The 19,517-nt window shown below is 57.9% G+C and carries 17 protein-coding genes; all 17 read right to left on the reverse strand.

Annotation, left to right across the window (positions count from 1 at the left end; all coding sequences use genetic code 11):
- The 17 genes from ACI2JR_RS14375 to mutL all read right to left on the reverse strand — a co-directional run bounded on the left by ACI2JR_RS14375 (window position 1) and on the right by mutL (window position 19,514).
- Window positions 1-1,563 carry an ABC transporter substrate-binding protein gene (locus ACI2JR_RS14375; protein WP_462478828.1) on the reverse strand — a complete coding sequence of 521 codons (1,563 nt, stop codon included), beginning with the start codon at window positions 1,561-1,563 and terminating at the stop codon, window positions 1-3.
- A gap of 21 nt (window positions 1,564-1,584) precedes the next feature.
- Window positions 1,585-2,802 carry a M20 family metallopeptidase gene (locus ACI2JR_RS14380; protein ID WP_132730195.1) on the reverse strand — a complete coding sequence of 406 codons (1,218 nt, stop codon included), beginning with the start codon at window positions 2,800-2,802 and terminating at the stop codon, window positions 1,585-1,587.
- A 53-nt stretch (window positions 2,803-2,855) separates the two neighbouring features.
- Window positions 2,856-3,632 carry an ABC transporter ATP-binding protein gene (locus tag ACI2JR_RS14385; RefSeq protein ID WP_132730196.1) on the reverse strand — a complete coding sequence of 259 codons (777 nt, stop codon included), beginning with the start codon at window positions 3,630-3,632 and terminating at the stop codon, window positions 2,856-2,858.
- Window positions 3,632-4,402, reverse strand: a complete 771-nt coding sequence (locus tag ACI2JR_RS14390) for an ABC transporter permease (protein ID WP_132730197.1) — start codon at window positions 4,400-4,402, stop codon at window positions 3,632-3,634. Before ACI2JR_RS14390 ends, ACI2JR_RS14385 begins: the two co-directional genes overlap by 1 nt.
- The gene (locus ACI2JR_RS14395; protein WP_132730198.1) at window positions 4,399-5,406 is read right to left on the reverse strand and encodes a taurine ABC transporter substrate-binding protein; all 1,008 of its coding nucleotides are present in this window, start codon (window positions 5,404-5,406) and stop codon (window positions 4,399-4,401) included. The genes ACI2JR_RS14390 and ACI2JR_RS14395 overlap by 4 nt, the downstream gene beginning before the upstream one ends.
- Before the next feature lie 74 nt (window positions 5,407-5,480).
- The gene (locus ACI2JR_RS14400) at window positions 5,481-6,188 is read right to left on the reverse strand and encodes an aspartate/glutamate racemase family protein (RefSeq protein ID WP_462478829.1); all 708 of its coding nucleotides are present in this window, start codon (window positions 6,186-6,188) and stop codon (window positions 5,481-5,483) included.
- Window positions 6,181-7,197, reverse strand: a complete 1,017-nt coding sequence (locus ACI2JR_RS14405; RefSeq protein WP_132730200.1) for a D-cysteate sulfo-lyase — start codon at window positions 7,195-7,197, stop codon at window positions 6,181-6,183. Before ACI2JR_RS14405 ends, ACI2JR_RS14400 begins: the two co-directional genes overlap by 8 nt.
- Before the next feature lie 290 nt (window positions 7,198-7,487).
- Complete coding sequence (gene rnr / locus ACI2JR_RS14410; RefSeq protein WP_132730201.1) at window positions 7,488-9,932, reverse strand: ribonuclease R; 2,445 nt, start codon at window positions 9,930-9,932, stop codon at window positions 7,488-7,490.
- A 37-nt stretch (window positions 9,933-9,969) separates the two neighbouring features.
- Window positions 9,970-10,395: a nitric oxide-sensing transcriptional repressor NsrR gene (nsrR, locus tag ACI2JR_RS14415; protein ID WP_132730347.1), complete on the reverse strand. Its 426-nt coding sequence runs from the start codon at window positions 10,393-10,395 to the stop codon at window positions 9,970-9,972.
- A 228-nt stretch (window positions 10,396-10,623) separates the two neighbouring features.
- Entirely contained in the window at window positions 10,624-11,922 is a 1,299-nt protein-coding gene (locus ACI2JR_RS14420) for an adenylosuccinate synthase (RefSeq protein WP_132730202.1), read from the reverse strand.
- A 102-nt stretch (window positions 11,923-12,024) separates the two neighbouring features.
- Window positions 12,025-12,222 carry a DUF2065 domain-containing protein gene (locus ACI2JR_RS14425; protein ID WP_132730203.1) on the reverse strand — a complete coding sequence of 66 codons (198 nt, stop codon included), beginning with the start codon at window positions 12,220-12,222 and terminating at the stop codon, window positions 12,025-12,027.
- A 220-nt stretch (window positions 12,223-12,442) separates the two neighbouring features.
- A complete protein-coding gene (hflC, locus tag ACI2JR_RS14430) occupies window positions 12,443-13,447 on the reverse strand; it encodes a protease modulator HflC (RefSeq protein ID WP_132730204.1) in 1,005 nt (334 codons plus the stop codon).
- A 2-nt stretch (window positions 13,448-13,449) separates the two neighbouring features.
- On the reverse strand, window positions 13,450-14,706 hold the full coding sequence (hflK, locus tag ACI2JR_RS14435) for an FtsH protease activity modulator HflK (protein ID WP_132730205.1): 1,257 nt from the start codon (window positions 14,704-14,706) through the stop codon (window positions 13,450-13,452).
- Window positions 14,707-14,771: 65 nt separating this feature from the next.
- Window positions 14,772-16,052 carry a ribosome rescue GTPase HflX gene (gene hflX, locus ACI2JR_RS14440; protein WP_132730206.1) on the reverse strand — a complete coding sequence of 427 codons (1,281 nt, stop codon included), beginning with the start codon at window positions 16,050-16,052 and terminating at the stop codon, window positions 14,772-14,774.
- A 255-nt stretch (window positions 16,053-16,307) separates the two neighbouring features.
- Window positions 16,308-16,616, reverse strand: a complete 309-nt coding sequence (gene hfq, locus ACI2JR_RS14445; protein WP_004857035.1) for an RNA chaperone Hfq — start codon at window positions 16,614-16,616, stop codon at window positions 16,308-16,310.
- A gap of 92 nt (window positions 16,617-16,708) precedes the next feature.
- On the reverse strand, window positions 16,709-17,659 hold the full coding sequence (miaA, locus tag ACI2JR_RS14450) for a tRNA (adenosine(37)-N6)-dimethylallyltransferase MiaA (RefSeq protein WP_132730207.1): 951 nt from the start codon (window positions 17,657-17,659) through the stop codon (window positions 16,709-16,711).
- The gene (gene mutL / locus ACI2JR_RS14455) at window positions 17,652-19,514 is read right to left on the reverse strand and encodes a DNA mismatch repair endonuclease MutL (RefSeq protein ID WP_462478830.1); all 1,863 of its coding nucleotides are present in this window, start codon (window positions 19,512-19,514) and stop codon (window positions 17,652-17,654) included. The genes miaA and mutL overlap by 8 nt, the downstream gene beginning before the upstream one ends.
- Window positions 19,515-19,517 lie beyond the last annotated feature (3 nt).

Genomic DNA, 19,517 nt, shown 5'->3' on the forward strand with positions numbered 1-19,517 from the left:
TCAGGGTGCGGTGACGCTAACGTTCCACAGGATCGGTCCAATCAAATCCTGGTAGCCTTTAACATTGTTTTTGATTGCCACGGCATCCGGCGTGGTGCGTCCCAGCACAATCACCGGCAGATATTGCCAACTCAGCTCGTTGAGTTTATCCACCAAGGGTTTCGCCGCCTGCAATGACGCGGCCTGTTTGATCTCATCGAGAACGGCGTCAATCTCCGAGCTGTTGCTCAACCCCGGGAACTTCGCACGGGAATCGAGGAAAGGATACTGGTGCAACACCTGGCGCATGGAGAACTCCAGCGCACAGAGATCGAAGTTTTTCGGATCCTGACGACGCTGCAGCACCGTTGGCCAGTCGTATACATCCAGGCGGGACTTCACGCCAATCTGCTTAAGAACCTGCTGGGCAACAATCGCCAGGTTATACAGCTCGGCATACTCTTTGGTGGCAATAATCACCACTTCCTCACCCTTATAGCCGGATGTTTTCACCAGCTCGCGCGCCTCATCCAGCTTGCGCTGGTTCCAGTAAGGTTTTCCGGCCTCGCTGTACCAGTCCACCTGTTCCGGAAAGCCCAGCGAGGGATCCTCTTTAAAGAAACGCGGGTCACTGTAGCCCGCCAGCAGCGTTTGATGTACGTCGAGCGCAAGGTTGAAGGCCTGACGCAGCTTCAGGTTGGCAAACGGCCCCTGATGTTTATTAAACAGATAGGTGATCAGCGATCCGCCGCTTTGCGGCTGGAACAGCGACAGATCCGGCGCGCGGCTCAGAGTTTCGATATTGTCTTTTGGCAGCTGGAAGACAAGGTCGTATTCTCCGGTCATCGCCCCCGCCAGACGGGTAGATTCATCGGTAATATAGCGGAACCAGATATCCTTCACGTCGGCCTTTTTCTGCCCGGACAACCCGCTTGCTGGTTCTGACCGCGACTGATACTGGTCATAGCGCGTTAAATGCAGATAGTCGCCAGGCTTAAACTCCGCCAGCTTGTAGGGGCCGGTGCCGATCAGTTCAGTCACCGGCTTCTTGCTGCCGTTCGCTTCATTGATAATGCGCGCGGGCATGATCGCGGCGATATTTTTCACATCCGCCAGCACATTGAGGGTAATCAGCGATGGGGCGGGTAGCGTGAACCGCACGGTTTTATCATCAACCCTGGTGAACTGAACGCCGGGCAGATTGGCTTTGCCCTGGGTGGATACCGCCAGCCAGCGGTTCATGGAGGCCACCACGTCGTCCGCCGTCAGCAGCTGCCCGTCATGGAAATGAATCCCCTCGCGCAGCACAAGCGTGTAGGTTTTACGGTCGTCGCTGAGGGTGTAGCTCTGCACCAGCTCGGGCACCGGCTCGAACTTTGCGTTAATCGTGAACAGCGTTTCGAAGATATGGCGGTCGACATCCGACGTGGCGTTATTAGTCGTCAGGTAGGGATCCAGCGTTCCCGGACGATTGCCATAGGCGATATTCAGGGTGGCATTGCGATCGACGCTTGCCGCCTGCGCGCTTCCCAGGGGTAAAACCGCCGCCAGCATCAGCGCGGCGGCAGAAAACAGCATTTTCATTATGATAGTACTCCGATGAGATCAGGCGGCCCGCGTGGCGGCTGTGCGCCCGGCAAACTCATTTTTGGCATCCGCCAGCAGCGCGGCGTCCGTCAGTAAACGCAGTCCGGTCCGCGCCAGCACCAGCGCCCCGGTGACCAGGGCATCGTATCCCTGAGACGAGTTAGCGGCTTCGCGAAAGGCCACGGTATGACCGATCAGATCGTCCGGGCCGATCTTGATATACGGATGCGCGGTGGGGACGGCGTGGCTGATATCGCCGGCGTCGGTGGAACCCAACCCCTCTTTCTCTTTCAGCTCGACGCTTTCGCCCGCAACGGTGAACTCTTCCAGCAGCACGCCGTTGAGGGTGTGATTGATATTGAAATCGCGCGGCCCCACCTGATGTTCAATTTTCACCGTGGTACCCGTCGCCAGCGCAACGCCTTCGGCGATGGCCCGAATACGCGGCTCCAGCGCAACCACCTCTTCACGCGTGTGGGCGCGGATGTAGTAGTGGGCGGAGGCGTACTCCGGAATGACGTTCGGTGCCTGCCCGCCGTTGGTGATAATACCGTGCACGCGGATGCCGTCCGGCAGCTGCTGGCGCAGTACGCTGATACCGTTGTACAACAGCACCAGCGCATCAAGGGCATTCACCCCCTTATGCGGCGAGCTGCCCGCATGGGACGGCTTGCCGTAGAAGTGAAAGTAGAGGTGGTTATTGGCCAGCGATGGGCCGGAGAGCCGGGTTTTACCCGCCGGATGAACCATCAGCGCGACATCCACATCCTCGAGGAAACCGTGCTCCACAAAGCGGGCTTTCACGTTGCCGTTCGGCCCGCCTTTACCGCGTAGCCCGCCCTCTTCCGCCGGGGTGCCCAGCACCACCACCTTGCCGCCGGTACGCTCCAGCGTTTCGCCGAGCGCCACGGCCGCGGCCACGCTGGTAACGCCGATAATATTGTGTCCGCAGGCGTGACCGATATCGATCAGCGCATCGTATTCCGCCAGATAGGCAATAGTCGGGCCCGGTTTACCACTCTCTTTAACCGCGAAAAACGCCGTTTCGTGCCCGGCGACGTTAGTGGTAACGGTAAAACCGTGTTTTTCCAGCAGCTGCGTCAGCAGACCGCTGGCGTAATACTCGTTATTGCCGGTTTCAGGATGGGCGTGAATATCTTTGGCTATCGCCACATACTCATCCCGGTGCTGGTGAATACTTGTTGCCAGACGGTCTCGTAATTCGCTTGTGCTCATTGCTTCCACCTCAGTCATCACAGTTGATCCATTCCCGCCGCCGGGAATTGCGTTTAACCTAAATGCCGTTTTGCCTCCAGGCGCACCCGGTGCAAAACGTGATGCTTAATCTCGCTATAGCGCGGGTGTTCCGCCAGGGTTTCGATGTCCCGCTCGCGGCCAAAGGGCAGGACGATCTCTTCGACGATTTTGCCCGGCTTCGCCGACATGATCAGAATGCGGTCGGCGAGGAACAGCGCCTCTTCGACATCGTGCGTCACAAACAGCAGCGTGGTGCCGGTCGAAAGCCAGGCCTCGCGCAGCAGCTCCTGCATCATCAGCCGGGTTTGCGCATCCAGCGCGCCGAACGGCTCATCCAGCAGCAGCACCTCCGGGCCGGGCAGCCAGGCGCGCGCCAGCGCCACCCGCTGTTTCATGCCACCGGAGAGCTGCCAGGGAGCGTGATGCTCAAACCCTTTCAGGCCCACGCGCCCCAGCCAGTCCAGCGCCCGCGCGTTGGTCTCTTGTTTGCGGTATTTGCCCAGCCGCGGGCCAAAGGTGACGTTCTCCAGCACCGACAGCCACGGGAACAGATTCGGCTGCTGGAAAATCATGCCGCGATCCGGCCCCGGCGCGCGTACCGGTTTGCCCCCCGCCGCCACGCGTCCCCGGTCCGGTTGGGTAAACCCGGCCACCAGGTTGAGAATGGTGGATTTCCCGCAGCCCGACGGGCCTAACAAGACGACAAATTCCCCTTTATTCAGCGACAGGCTGATATCCTCAAGCACCGTGAACGGCCGTGGCTTAGCCGCAAAGGAGAGCGAGACGTTTTCCAGCGTGATGGCACTCATTATTCTTTCCCCGCCCAGGGCACAAACAGGCGTTGCAGCCCCAGCAGCAATAAATCCAGCAGATAGCCAATGCCGCCCAGCAGCAGAATGCCGAGCATGACGATATCGGTACGCAGATAGGAGCTGGCGTTAATCACCATCCAGCCCAGGCCCGAACTGGCCGCCACCATCTCCGCCGCAATCAGCGAGGTCCAGCCGATACCGATCGACAGCCTGACGGTGGTGAAGAGATCGGGTAGCGCATCCGGCAACACCACCCGCAGGAAGATCTGCCGACGCGAAGCCCCGAGGGTTTGCGCCACGCGAATGCGCGATCGGCCGATGCGCTCGACGGCGGCAGAGGCCCCGACCACCACGCTTAAAAAGGTGGCGATAAATATCAGGAAGAATTTGGACGCTTCGCCGATCCCCAGCCAGACCACGGCCAGCGGGATCAGGGCGATTTTGGGCAGTGGGCGCAGGAACTGCACGAACGGGTTTAACACGGCGGCGAGGCCATCCGACAGCCCCATCAGCAGCCCCAGCGGAATGCCGATGATAATCGCGACCGCAAAGGCGCTGAGCGCGCGCGCGAGGCTCACCGCGATATGTTCCCACAGCGGCACCTGACGATAGCCATCCGCCAGCAGCTCTTCGGTGGTGAGGCCGATATCCGTTAGCGAAGGCAGCAGCAGCGGGTCGACCCACTGCCGCGTCGCCGCCACCTGCCAGACGATAAAGAAAACCGCCACCGAGACGATGCTGATGGCGATATGCTGGCTCAATCTCATTGCGCGGCTACCGCCGCATCGCGGATATAGCGTGAATTAATCGCGGCATCCCAGTTCGCCGGAATGTCGCGTTTACGGATTTCGCCAATCCCCGCGAGGAAGCCGGAGGTTTTGCTCAGCGCTTTGCCGATACCGCTGTCGGACGTTTGCGTCCCGTTCCCCAGCCATGCTGCCGTCCCCTGCTGGCTCAGCGTGGGATATTCCAGGCCGCCAAGCGTATTCGCCGCGGTGGTCACCGGGGCGCCAACCTCTTTCGCCACGATAGCCGCCGCGCGCTCCGGGTCTTGCTTAAATTCGTCAACCTTTTGCTGGTGAACGCGCAGGAAAGCGGTCACCACCTGCGGATATTGTTCGGCGAAGGCTTTACGCACCACGTAGTTGTTGTAAATCAGGTAGCCATCTTTTTGCAGATCTTTGGTGGCGAAGACCTGATGTCCGCCGGAGGACTCCAGCTCCTGGGCAAATGGTGCCCACACGTAGCCGGCATCAATATCACCGCGCTTCCAGGCGGCGACCATATCTGCCGGGCGCAGCGGCAGCAGGGTAATCTTGCTGCGATCCAGTTTGTTGACGTCGATGGCGGCTTCAAGGGCGTATTGCGCCGTCGAATTCGGTGGATAGGCCACGCGCTTGCCTTCGATATCTTTAATGCTGCTGATGCCCTCTTTGCCAATCAGCCGTTCATAGCTGGCAATAACGCCGGAGACGCCAATAATCTCCACCGGCAGTTTTCTGACGATCCCCGCCGCCGCCGGGCTGGATCCGAAGTTAGCAATATCAATCGCATTGCTGGCAAAATAATTTAACGCATCGGCGCCGGAGGCAAACTGCACCCACTTCACTTTACTGTTTAACGCTTTATCCAGAGAGCCGTCGGCCTTCGCCAGCATTAATACCTGGGAACCGCCGCTATAAGCCACCCGGACTTCAGCCGGCGTCTCTGCAAAGCTGGCGTTGGCCCATAAACTACCCGCTGCAAGGAATAAGCAGAGAATTTTTTTCATTATATTTACCCTTCGAAAGTTCGGAAATTTCACGCCCGGATAAATAACCGGACTCAATCGTATTCAGTGATCTCTTAACGGGCTTGCCATAATTGCGAACATCGCTCGGCCAGCGCCTGGGCCGGGTCGAACGTCAGGTCAGCAAACGGCGCCTTCACCGCCGCAAACGCAACGGGAACCTCGGTGCAGGCCAGAATCAGCTTTTGCGCGCCGCGTGCAAACAGCGCGTTGGCCTGGCGCATCAGCAGCTCGCCCCCTTCTTCCAGCGCGCCGCGTTTGACCGCATAACACCCGGGGACAAACCACCGGGCCAGCTCCTCCTCCGTCGGCTCAATAACCGCCCTCCCCTGCGCCGCCAGCTTGCGCTGATACCAGCCCGCCTCCAGCGTGCCTTGTGTGGCGATAATTCCCACCCGCTGAGGTTGATCCACCTGCTGCGCCAGCGCGGCTAGCGTCGCGTCAACGATGTGCAGAATCGGGGCTTCGCTCACCTGGCTGAGAGCGTCATACCAGTGATGCGCCGTATTACAGGGGATGGCGATATGGCTGGCCCCCGCCTGATTGAGCTGTGCAATACCATGGATAAGCTGCGGCAGCGGCGACGGCCCGCTTCCCGCCAGCGCCTTTTGCCGGTCCGCGATCTGCGGGACATTCCACACCACCGAGGGAAGCTGCTGCTGATCGTTCTGCGCCGGCGTGGCATCAAGCAGGCGCCGCTGAAAGTCCAGGGTGGCAAGCGGCCCCATCCCTCCCAGCACGCCGAGCAGAAACGGCTTACTCATGGCGGGTCTGCGCCTCCAGCAGCTGGCGGTAGCCGAACAGTCCCGCAGAGCCGCCGGTATGGATAAAGACCACGTTCTCATCCTGACGGAAGTGGCCCTGACGAATCAGATCGATAAGCCCGGCCATTCCTTTCGCGGAGTAGACAGGATCAAGCAGAATACCCTCGTGGCGCGCCAGCAGCGTCAGCGCCTCCAGCGTTCCCGCGGTTGGCAGACCGTAGCCCTCGCCGACGTAATCGCTATTGGCCACCACGGCGCTGCGCGGCAACTCGCCCGCCACGCCCAGCAGATTGAGGGTTCTCGACGCCAGGTTCCAGACGTTCTCTTCCTGCTTCGCCTTCGGCGCGCGCACGCTGATGCCCAGTACCGGAACGTGGCTGTTGGTCGCCGTAAAGCCCGCCACCAGCCCCGCCTGGGTACCGGTGCTGCCCGTGGCGTGAACCACATGGTCTATGCGCAGGCGTAACTGAGATGACTGATACAACAGCTCTTCGGCGCAGGCGACGTAGCCCAGCGCGCCGATGGGGTTAGAGCCGCCGCCGGGAATGATGTACGGATTGTGCCCTTGTTCACGCAGCGTGGCGGCATACTCCTCCATCGCCTGCTGCATATCGGTGCCGCCCGGCAGATGGGCAACGATCTCCCCGCCCAGCAGCTCATCCAGCAGCACGTTGCCGGAGCGTTGATAATCCTCGCCAAAATCCGTCACCCGCTGCTCCAGCAGCGCTTTGGCCTGCAGGCCAAGACGCGCGGCGCCGGCAATGGTCTGACGGACATGGTTAGACTGCGTGGCCCCCTGGGTAATCACCACGTCCGCGTTTTTCGCCAGCGCATCCGCCAGTAAAAACTCCAGCTTGCGGGTTTTATTCCCCCCGCTCGCCAGGCCGGTCGCATCATCGCGTTTTATCCATATTTTTGGCCCGCCTAATAATTTCGACAAATTATCCAGCGGCTCAAGCGGAGTCGGGAAATGACCAAGTGACACACGGGGAAAACGGGCCAGATGCATATATGCTCCTTGCACACATAAAGGGGGGATCAAAAGTAAAATCCACTATACACAGCGGAAAAATATGGCTAATCAAAAAGAATAAATAACGATTGCTGAAAATAGACTAAGCAGGAAATAGGCGGGGAAAGGAGCAATATCTATTCTGTTATGGAATGACTTACGGCAAAAAAGAATAACCCCCTCCGGCTGGAAGGGGTTATATACCCATCATACTGCGGGTTGCCGGTACGCTGGCGATGCGCATTTCCCCCTATAACCCAAATGATTGAGGGGCCGGAGGCGCTGACTTACTCCGCGACTTTTTTCTTCGCCGCGCGCTTCGCTTTGGTGGCGGCGGCGATTTTCTGCGTCTGCGCAGAGGGTTTTTTGGCGCTCTTCTCTTTCTTCGCCTTCGCCGGTTTCGCTTTACCATTATCACCGCGGAAAGCGCTGTCCGGCTCGAAATTCACCTTCTTGCCCGCCTGGCGACGACGGCCGGAAGGTTTACCTGCATTGCCGGTCTTCTTGCTCTTCTCGCGTGCGGTCTTACCCACGTTGCGCGGGCCGCGCTCGCTGGAGATCAGCGAGAAGTCGATTTTACGCTCGTCCATGTTGACCGCTTCGACGCGGACTTCCACGCGATCGCCCAGACGATACGTCTGGCCGCCGGATTCGCCGATCAGACGTTGCCCGACCTGATCGAAACGATAGTAGTCGTTATCCAGCGAGGAAACATGCACCAGCCCGTCGATAAACAGCTCGTCGAGGCGGACGAAGAAACCAAAACCGGTAACGCTGGCAATCACGCCTTTAAAGACGTTACCCACCTGATCGAGCATAAAGTCACACTTCAGCCAGTCAGAAACTTCGCGAGTGGCTTCATCGGCACGCCGTTCGGTCATCGAACAGTGCGCGCCCAGCTGCAGCATCTCATCCATGCTGTAGTGCCAGCCGCCGGTCTCGGTGCTGTTGCCTTTGTGCCCCTGCTCTTTCGCCAGCAGGTACTTGATAGCACGGTGCAGCGACAGATCCGGGTAACGACGAATCGGTGAAGTGAAGTGCGCGTAGGACTGCAGCGCCAGGCCAAAGTGGCCGCGGTTCTCCGGGTCGTATATCGCCTGCTTCATCGAACGCAGCAGCATGGTTTGCAGCATTTCATGATCCGGACGGTCGGCAATCGAGATCAGCAGCTCAGCGTAATCACGCGGCTCCGGCTTATTGCCGCCCGGCAGCTCCAGCCCCAGCTCCGCCAGTACCGAACGGAAGGCGGTGATGGCTTCGGTGGTCGGCTTATCGTGAATACGGAACAATGCCGGCTCCAGCGCCTTCTCAACGAAGCGTGCGGCGGAGATGTTCGCCAGAATCATGCACTCTTCAATCAGCTTGTGCGCGTCGTTACGCTGCGTCTGCTCAATGCGCTCGATGCGGCGTTCGGCGTTAAAGATGAACTTCGCCTCTTCGCTTTCAAACGAGATCCCACCGCGCTCTTCGCGGGCGCTGTCCAGCACCTTATAGAGCGTATGCAGCTCCTCAATATGCTTCACCAGCGGCGCATAGTGCTCACGCAGCTCCTGGTCACCCTGCAGCAGGTGCCACACTTTGGTGTAGGTCAGGCGCGCATGTGAACTCATCACCGCTTCATAGAACTTATAACCGGTCAGACGGCCCCTGGACGAGATGGTCATCTCGCAGACCATGCACAGGCGATCGACCTGCGGGTTCAGCGAGCACAGGCCGTTGGAGAGCACTTCCGGCAGCATCGGTACGACCTGGGAGGGGAAGTAGACCGAGGTTCCGCGGCTGCGCGCTTCAGCGTCCAGCGGCGTACCGGGACGGACATAGTAGCTGACGTCGGCAATGGCAACCCACAGGCGCCAGCCGCCACCGCGTTTCTTCTCGCAGTAAACCGCATCATCAAAGTCGCGGGCATCTTCGCCATCGATGGTCACCAGCGGCAGGTTGCGCAGGTCAACGCGGCCAACCTTCGCCTCTTCCGGCACCTGCTCTTTCAGTACAGAAACCTGCTTTTCGACCGCCGGCGGCCAGGTGTAAGGGATTTCATGGGTGCGCAGCGCCATATCGACCGCCATGCCGGTCCCCATATTATCGCCCAGCACTTCGACGATTTTACCGATCGCTTTAGTGCGACGGGTCGGGCGCTGGGTCAGTTCGACCACCACCACAAAGCCCATCCGCGCGCCCATCACCTCTTCAGGCGGGATTAAAATATCGAAGCTCAGGCGGCTGTCGTCCGGAACGACGAAGCCCACGCCGGCATCGGTGAAATAGCGGCCGACGATTTGGCTGGTTTTCGGCACCAGCACGCGGACGATACGCGCTTCGCGGCGGCCTTTACGATCGGCGCCCAGCGGTTGCGCCAGCACCTGGTCGCCGTGAATACAGGTTTTCATCTGCTCAGACGACAGATACAGGTCGTCTTTACGCCCTTCTACGCGCAGGAAGCCATAGCCGTCGCGGTGGCCGATGACGATACCTTTGAGCAGGTCGAGACGTTCCGGCAGCGCGTAGCACTGGCGGCGGGTAAAGACCAGCTGCCCATCGCGCTCCATGGCGCGCAGGCGACGGCGCAGACCTTCAAGTTGTTCTTCGCCTTCGATATTCAGTTCTATCGCCAGCTCATCGCGACTGGCCGGTTTTTCACGTTTTGCTAAATGATCGAGGATAAATTCCCGGCTCGGGATGGGGTTCGCGTACTTTTCTGCTTCGCGGTCCAGGAAAGGATCTTGTGACATGTCGGTTCCTCCGTTGTCATCTCTGGTGGAGTTTATGTCACTCCACCAGCAATAATTTATAAAGCGGTTGATTCTCTTCAACCAAATCAGCCAGCGTGTAGTTATCTAGTTCCTTGAGAAAACTTTGCGCAGCTTCAGCCAGCGCCTTTTTCAGGCGACAGGCGGGAGTAATGTGGCAAAATTCGCTACTGCAATTGACCAGCGATAGCGGCTCCAGATCGCGCACGACATCACCCACGCGAATGCTTTTCGCCGGCTTACCTAGCCGAATGCCCCCGTTCTTTCCCCGCACGGCCATCACGTAACCAGCACGACTTAACTGATTGATTATTTTTACCATATGATTACGGGAAACGCCGTAGACCTCCGTCACTTCGGAGATACTGGTCATTCTGCCATCCGGCAGCGACGCCATATAAATCAGCGCGCGTAATCCGTAATCCGTGAAACTCGTTAACTGCACATCAACCTCAGGGTAAGGGGAAAGCGGCGTACACCTCATGCTTCAGGCTGCTTCTGCGTTGACTGACCGGGCGCATCCTGAATGCTTTTGTGTCGTGATCCTCGGGTAATAACGATATTGATACTGTATTGATGATAAACCAGCCAGCGCTCAGGCCGCTAATTTATTTGAAATGGGGCGGGTGAACAGCAAAAACAAGGGGCGCCCTATCGGCGCCCCTGGAGATGATTATGCGTCAAACGGGTCGCGCAGAATCATGGTCTCGGAACGGTCAGGACCGGTAGAGATGATATCAACCGGTACGCCGGTCAGCTCTTCAATGCGAGCGATGTAGTTCAGAGCCGCCTGCGGCAGACCGCTACGCTCTTTCACACCGAAGGTGGTCTCAGACCAGCCCGGCATGGTTTCATAAATCGGCTCAATGCCTTGCCAGTTGTCGGCAGCCAGCGGGGTGGTTGTCACTTCACGGCCGTCCGGCAGACGGTAAGCGACGCAGAGTTTCACCTCTTTCAGGCCGTCCAGAACGTCCAGCTTGGTCAGGCAGAAGCCAGACAGGGAGTTGATCTGCACCGCGCGACGAATCGCGACGATGTCCAGCCAGCCGGTACGACGACGGCGGCCGGTCGTGGCGCCGAACTCGTTACCCTGCTTGCACAGGAATTCGCCGGTTTCATCAAACAGTTCGGTCGGGAACGGGCCTGCGCCGACGCGAGTCGAGTAGGCTTTGATGATCCCCAGAACATAGTCAACATAACGCGGACCCAGGCCGGAACCGGTCGCCACGCCACCGGCGGTGGTGTTGGACGAGGTCACGTACGGATAGGTGCCGTGGTCGATATCCAGCAGGGTACCCTGCGCGCCTTCGAACATCACGAAGTCGCCGCGCTGACGCGCCTGGTCCAGCAGATCGGACACATCAACCACCATCGCCGTCAGGATGTCGGCAATCGCCATCACATCATCCAGCACTTTCTGATAGTCAACCGCTTCTGCTTTGTAGAAGTTCACCAGCTGGAAGTTGTGATATTCCATCACTTCTTTCAGTTTGTCAGCGAAGGTTGCTTTATCAAACAGGTCACCAACGCGCAGACCGCGACGTGCCACTTTATCTTCGTAAGCCGGGCCGATGCCGCGACCGGTAGTACCGATAGCTTTCGCACCGCGTGCTTTTTCACGCGCCACATCCAGGGCGACGTGATAATCGAGGATAAGCGGGCAGGCTTCGGACAGCAGCAGACGCTCACGAACAGGGATACCACGGTCTTCCAGACCTTTCATCTCTTTCATCAGCGCGGCAGGAGACAGCACAACACCGTTACCGATGATGCTGATGACGTTCTCACGCAGAATACCTGATGGAATAAGATGGAGGACGGTTTTTTCACCGTTGATTACGAGAGTATGGCCTGCGTTGTGACCACCCTGGTAGCGCACAACATATTTAGCCCGTTCTGTCAGGAGATCGACGATCTTCCCTTTACCTTCGTCACCCCATTGGGTGCCCAGTACGACGACGTTGTTACCCATTTTTCAAAATCACCGTTTGCTTAAAAATGGATTCTACCATCGCTTTTTCAGAGTTACAGCACTTTTTGCACTCAATTCCAGGCAAGTCTGACCACTTTTTGATCAGCTCAGTGATTTCGTCAACATGTAGTAGATGACAAACCCGGCAACCACAAGACCCCCGCCGAAGCGGCGCAATAAATTATCCGGCAGCTGACTCATGGTCGCCACCATGCGACGCCAGGCGCGAGGATAAAGCAGCGGCCCAAGCCCTTCGAGTACTAAAACCAGCGCCAGCGCCAGCCAGATTGTTGCGTTCATTATTGACCCTTAGAGAGAAACGTCCTCACCGCCCCCGCAAGGCGTCAGTGGCAGACATGCGGATATTTAACCGTTGCGCGCATTGTCAGGCATTTCAGCGCTATTATGAACTTCTTTTGTGAGAAATAGTTCATAACCCGTTGTGTTTCGGGTTATTTATAAGCGGTGAGCGATAAAAAAAGGCGCCTTTCTCAAGGCGCCTGATGACTCACGACAGGACTTACTTGCGAACGGTGTCCGGTGACTTCATATAGCGGAAGAAATCGCTATCCGGGCTGAGCACCATCACATCCTGATTGCTCTGGAAGCTATTCTCGTAGGCGCGCAGGCTGCGGATAAAGGCGTAGAAGCCCGGATCCTGGCTAAACGCATCGGCAAACAGCTTCGCCGATTCGGCATCGCCTTCACCACGCATGATACGGCCCTGACGTTCCGCTTCAGCCAGCGTTTTGGTGACTTCATAGTCCGCCGTTGCCCGCAGCTTCTCAGCCTCTTCCTGACCCTGTGAACGGTGGCGACGAGCAACCGCTTCACGCTCGGCGCGCATACGGTTGTAAATCGCTTCCGACACTTCGGCCGGCAGGTTGATCTGCTTAATCCGCACGTCGACAACTTCAATACCCAGCGCCGCCATACTGTTCGGGTTAACGACCGGCACCTTACCGTTCGTTTCAGCGGAGACGCGCTCCGCCGCTTTGGCGATAGCATCGTCGGCAGCCGGGGTGCTGACTTCATCTTCCGTGCCCGCAGAGCCGGAGTTCAACGCATCGCGAACTTCCAGCGTCAGGCGCCCGCGGGAATCGGTGACGATATCTTTCACGTCCAGGCGACCAATTTCAGAACGCAGACGGTCAGAGAATTTACGCTTCAGCAGCACCTCGGCCTGGGAGACGTCGCCGCCGCCGGTAGCCAGGTAGTAGCGGCTGAAGTCGCTGATACGCCATTTGATGTAGGAGTCAACGATCAGGTCTTTCTTCTCTTTGGTGACAAAGCGATCGGCCTGGTTGTCCATGGTCTGGATACGCGCATCCAGCATTTTCACTGACTCAATGAACGGGATCTTGAAGTGCAGACCCGGCGCATACACCAGCGGTTTGTTTTCACTATCGCGCAGAACTTTACCAAAACGCAGCGTAATGCCGCGCTCGCCCTCTTTGACGACAAAGATAGACATGTAAAGCACTACCAGCACGATGACAATTATCGCAATAACAGATTTACGCATCGTTATTCCCCCTGACGCTGGTAGTCGTTACGCTGCGCGTTGGCGCGGCGTTGGTCCATAATGTTGCCGTCCGTAGCGGTCGGCGTGGTGCTGGCACTGCTTGAGCTGGATGCAGGCGGCAGGCGCAGCAAATCGTTCGCGCCACTGCTACCGCTCTTTGCCGCCGGGGCGCCAGCGCCTTTCAGCATCTGGTCCAGAGGCAGAACCATCAGGTTGCCGCCCTTATCGTTAACCAGCACTTTGCGGGTATGGCTCAGCACTTTTTCCATGCTTTCGATATACAGACGTTCACGGGTAATTTCCGGCGCCGCTTTATACTCCGGCAGGATCTTCGCAAAGCGCGCGACTTCACCCTGAGCTTCGAGGACGGTCTGAGTCTTATACGCACGCGCCTCTTCGAGGATACGCTGCGCCTGACCATTGGCGCGCGGCTGAACTTCGTTGGTATACGCTTCGGCTTCACGGATGTACTGCTGTTCGTTCTCACGAGCCGCAATCGCATCATCAAACGCCGCCTTCACTTCCTCCGGCGGACGCGCGGTCTGGAAGTTGACGTCCAGCAGGGTAATACCCATGTTGTACGGACGGATGGTCTCTTCCAGCTCACGCTGGGTATCGCTACGAATAACGGTACGACCTTCGGTCAGGATGCGGTCCATCGTGTACTTGCCGATCACGCCGCGCAGGGCGCTGTCGGTCGCCTGACGCAGGCTGTCGTCTGCGCTGGCTACACTAAACAGGTAGCGCTCCGGATCGGTCACGCGATACTGCACGTTCATCTCCACGCGCACGACGTTTTCATCAGACGTCAGCATGACGCCAGAAGCCGCCAGTTCACGTACCGATTCAACGTTTACCGCCTGCACGTTATCGATAAAGGTTGGCTTCCAGTTAAGACCAGGCTCAACCAGATGGCTGAATTTACCAAAGCGCGTGACCACACCGCGTTCCGCTTCCTTGATGGTATAGAACCCGCTGGCCGCCCAGATAATTACCGCGGCGACAGCGACGATGCCGACAATGCGTCCGCCCATCGGGCCACGCGGTCCCAGAGAGCCGCTACCGCTCCCCTGGCCCCCTTTGCCGCCACCGAGCCCGCCAAGTTTTTTACTTAACTTGCGGAAGATATCATCCAGATCGGGTGGCCCCTGCTCGCGACCACCTTTATTGCCATTTCCCCCAGAGTTGCCGCCTTGGTTATTGCTGCTTCCCCACGGGTCGCGGTCCTGTCCGTTATTACCGGGCTGATTCCACGCCATGTATATGCTCCATATTTGTTTTTGATATCCCCACAGGGGTTAATATCTTCAGGCAAGCTGCAAGGTCAAATCACGTAATCAACCAGCGCTGGCTCTTGTTTACAGAGGCGACGCCAGTCAACGATCGGCATGCGCACCTGCAGACCCACGCTGCCGTCATCCTCCAGCCACTCTTTTTCTATCGCCTGAAGCTGATAAAAACGACTTCTCAGCCGCCCTTCCCGTGGCGGTAGACGCAGCGTGTGCTGCGCTACTTCACCGGAAAGCCGCTCCGTCAAAGCCTGAAAAAGCAGCGGTACGCCAACTCCGGTCTGGGCGGAGAGCCAGACCCGAATCGGTTTATTCTCTTCATCTCGGTCGATACGCGGTTCAAAATCATCCAGCATGTCGATTTTGTTCATCACCAGCAGCATCGGGATCTCATCGGCCTCGATTTCAGCAAGAACCGTATTTACCGCGTCAATGTTTTCCTGCACACGGACATCGGCGGCATCAATCACGTGCAGCAGCAGCGTCGCCTCACGCGTCTCCTGCAAGGTGGCTTTAAACGCTGCCACCAGATCGTGCGGCAGATGGCGAATAAAGCCGACGGTATCCGCCAGCACTGTCTCGCCAACATCCGTCACATCAATGCGGCGCAGCGTCGGGTCCAGCGTCGCGAACAGCTGATTCGCCGCGTAGACCTCAGCTTCAGTTATCTGGTTGAACAGCGTAGATTTTCCGGCGTTGGTGTAACCCACCAGCGAGACGGTAGGAATATCGGCTTTGGCTCGTGACCGCCGTCCCTGTTCACGCTGCTTTGACACTTTCTCCAGCCGCGACAGGATCTGCATAATCCGATTGCGCAGTAGTCGACGGTCAGTTTCGAGCTGGGTTTCACCCGGGCCGCGCAAACCAATCCCGCCTTTCTGTCTTTCAAGGTGGGTCCAGCCGCGTACCAGGCGCGTGGCCATGTGACGCAGCTGTGCCAGCTCAACCTGCAGTTTCCCTTCATGGGTACGCGCGCGCTGGGCGAAAATATCTAAAATAAGACCGGTGCGATCGATAACCCGGCATTCGCATAAGCGTTCCAGATTACGTTCCTGAGCCGGGCTCAGAGCATGATCGAACAGCACGACTGACGCGCCGGTCGCTTTTACGGCTTCCGCAATTTCGACAGCCTTACCTTCACCAACAAAATATTTTGGGTGCGGTGCTTTACGGCTACCGGTAATCACCTGCATTGCTTCGACACCGGCAGAGGAGACCAGGGATTCAAACTCCTGAAGGTCTTCCATATCTTTGTCTTGCGAAAAATAGATGTGTACCAGCACCGCCTGCTCACCGGCATCATAACGGTCAAACAAGCGTAAACCCCTTCTAAAATACCAGCGGGGAACACAGTTACCCGTCGTCTTTCAGGTCGCATGGGCGTTGGCTTTCTTAGCCGGCCCTTAGCGAGCCGCCGCACGCGTCGTTCAAATCTGCACCTGGCAAATTTGTCTTTAGCCCCAGTCACTTACTTACGCAAATGACTGGGGTGTCACTCCGCGCCGCCATCCTGCAACCTGAAACTCAGAGAGTAAAAACGGGTTCCCCGGCATGGAAAAACAGCATCAACCTTATTCGGTGTCTTCGCTGTCTTGCTGCGGCGCAGAAGAACCCTGCGCGCTACCACCGTGGTGATAGTTGCTTGTACCGCCGCCAGCATTATTGCTGTGGTGAGACACCGGGCGAGACGGGACAACAGTAGAAATTGCGTGCTTGTAGACCATCTGGCTGACCGTGTTTTTCAACAGGATCACGAACTGATCGAAAGACTCAATTTGCCCTTGCAGCTTAATACCATTCACCAAATAAATAGAAACCGGAACGCGTTCCCGACGCAAAGCGTTCAGGAACGGATCTTGTAAAGATTGCCCCTTAGCCATTCTCTCTTTTCCTTATATGTATGCTTGTTTTGTACTCAGAACCTTGCGATTCTTAAAAAAAATTACGCACGATACGGTTTAATTGTACACGTTCAGTCCTGGCTCGCACCAACTACCTGTAATACTTTGTTGAGCGCCTGTTCAGGTTGTTCACTATCCAGCCAGTGAATACCTTCCCAACCGCGCAACCAGGTGACCTGACGTTTCGCTAACTGTCTCGTCGCGCAAACACCTCGATAAACCATTTCATCATACGGGATCTCGCCATCAAGATATGACCACATCTGGCGGTATCCGACACAACGAATGGAAGGCATATCCGTATGCAAATCTCCGCGGGCAAATAGCGCCCGTACTTCTGCTTCAAAACCCGAAGCCAACATCTGATGAAAACGCTGTTCTATGCGTTGATGGAGCAGTTCACGGCTCGCCGGGGCGATGGCGAACTGATGCACCTGGTACGGCAGAGCGTCTCCTGACGTTTGCGTCAGTTCCGTTAAAGTTTTACCCGAAATGAAAAAAACTTCCAGTGCTCGGGAAAGTCTTTGCGGATCATTTGGATGAATACGCGCGGCGGCTACGGGATCGATCTCCTGTAGCTGCCGATGCAGTGCGTGCCACCCCTGCTCAGCCGCCTGTTGCTCAATTTTGGCCCTGACCTGAGGATCCGCCGAAGGTAACGGCGACAACCCTTCCAGCAACGCTTTGAAATACAACATTGTTCCGCCAACCAGCAGCGGAATTCGCCCGGCAGCGACAATATCCGCCATCTCTGCCAGCGCATCGCGACGAAAGTCCGCCGCGGAATAGGCCTCTGCCGGGTCGCGAATATCCAGCAACCGATGCGGCGCAGCGCTCAGCTCCGCGGCATCCGGCTTGGCTGTGCCGATATCCATTCCTCGATAGATAAGGGCGGAATCCACACTAATCAACTCTACCGGTAAAATTTTACGCAAAGCGATCGCTAATGCGGTTTTGCCGGAGGCCGTTGGGCCCATTAAAAATATTGCCTTAGGCAGGCTCGCCTTCGTGACATCACTCATCTTTCAGGGCATTCATCGCCGAATGTAAATCAACAGGTTGTAACAGCCCACCCGGCGGCGCTTTGACCAGTTGCGGGCACAAACGTTCAACGTCTGCCAGCACGGCAATAGCCTGCGCCATATTCCACTGCGCATGTTCGCTCGCCAGATTACGCGCTATCCACTGCGCGATGTTGCCAACGTCGAATGCCTTTTGCTGCGCCAGGTAGCCTATCAGTTCAGGAATCAAGATTTGTAAATTTTGTTGTCTTAAGGGTAAAGGCACTGCGCGCACCGTCAAATGTTGGGCATCTGATTGCAGATCGATACCCAGCATGGCCAGCGCCGACTGCGCTTTACCCAGCGCCTCTTTCTCCGCGGCAGACGCTTTGAGCCGCAGCGGGATCAGCAGCGGCTGAGCACAAACCGGCTCGACCTCCGGCGTCAGCTGCGCCTGGCGCAACCAGCGCTCGGCCACCGGCAATGCCAGCAGCGCCAGCTTACCGTCACGTTCCAGCAGCGCGCAATCGCCCCCCACGAGGGTCAACACGCGACCAAAGCTTTGGCTATGGCCGGATAACCCTTCTGCGGCCGGCGTCGACGGCGGGCTTTTACGCTCAGCGGCCGGCGTTTCCAGCAGCTGGCGATACAACGCCCCCTGCTGTTTTTGATAACCCGGCTGCGCGTGCGGCCAGCTGGCGGAGCCCGCAGAAGCGGAGCCGGCCGATGGCCGCGGCGTGTCGCCGTGATAGCCCGGCGCGGCGGGTTCACGCACGGCGGCGGGCTGGGCAAACTGGTTGCCGCCCGCCGCAATACGGTTTTCCGGCACCTGCGGGCGCGCCGGTTGGTCCTCATCGGCCGCCAGCGGCGCGTTAAGCTGCTGCTGAAGCACGCTCAGGACGCCCTGATAGATAAAGTCATGCACCAGACGCGACTGATGGAAACGGACTTCGTGCTTAGCCGGATGGACGTTGACATCCACCTGGTGCGGATCGATCTGCAGATAAAGCACAAATGCGGGCTGCTGATCGGCCCCCAGCTTATCTTCGCAGGCCTGACGAATGGCGTGGTTGATTAAGCGATCACGCATCATGCGGCCGTTGACGTAGCAATACTGAATTTCCGCCAGCGTCGGGTTGGTATGCAGCGGATCGGCCACCCAGCCGCTGAGGGTTAGATCGCCATGCTGCCATTCAATGGCCAGCGCATGGTCGAGAAACGACGTGCCGCAGATCGCCCCTAACCGCCGCTCGCGCTGCCCGCCCTGGGGCACGGCCCGGTACTGACGCACCGCTTTACCGTTGTGGCTGAGGTTAATGGTGACATCGAAACGCGCCAGCGCGATACGCCTGACGATCTCGTCGATATGGCCAAACTCGGTCTTTTCGGTGCGCATAAACTTGCGCCGCGCCGGAGTGTTGTAGAACAGATCCAGCACTTCCAGCGTGGTGCCAACCGGGTGCGCCGCTGGCTTGACGGTCACCTCCTGATCGCGCCCTTCGGCATACGCCTGCCAGGCTTCCTGTTGCTCTGCCGTACGGGAGGTCAGGGTCAGCCTGGCAACCGAGCTAATACTGGCCAGCGCTTCGCCGCGAAAGCCGAGGCTGATGATCGCTTCCAGATCGTCAAGTGAGGCAATCTTACTGGTGGCGTGACGAGCCAACGCCAGCGCCAGCTCGTCTTTTTTGATTCCGCAGCCGTTGTCACGAATACGAATAAGCTTCGCCCCGCCGCGTTCGATATCAATATCAATTCGCGTGGCTCCCGCGTCGAGACTGTTTTCGACCAGCTCCTTGACCACCGACGCCGGACGTTCCACCACCTCACCTGCGGCAATCTGGTTGGCGAGCTGCGGCGGTAGAACCTGAATCGGCATGAC

The organism is Klebsiella sp. NPDC088457 (genome assembly GCF_044900465.1).
Taxonomy (GTDB): Bacteria; Pseudomonadota; Gammaproteobacteria; order Enterobacterales; family Enterobacteriaceae; genus Klebsiella.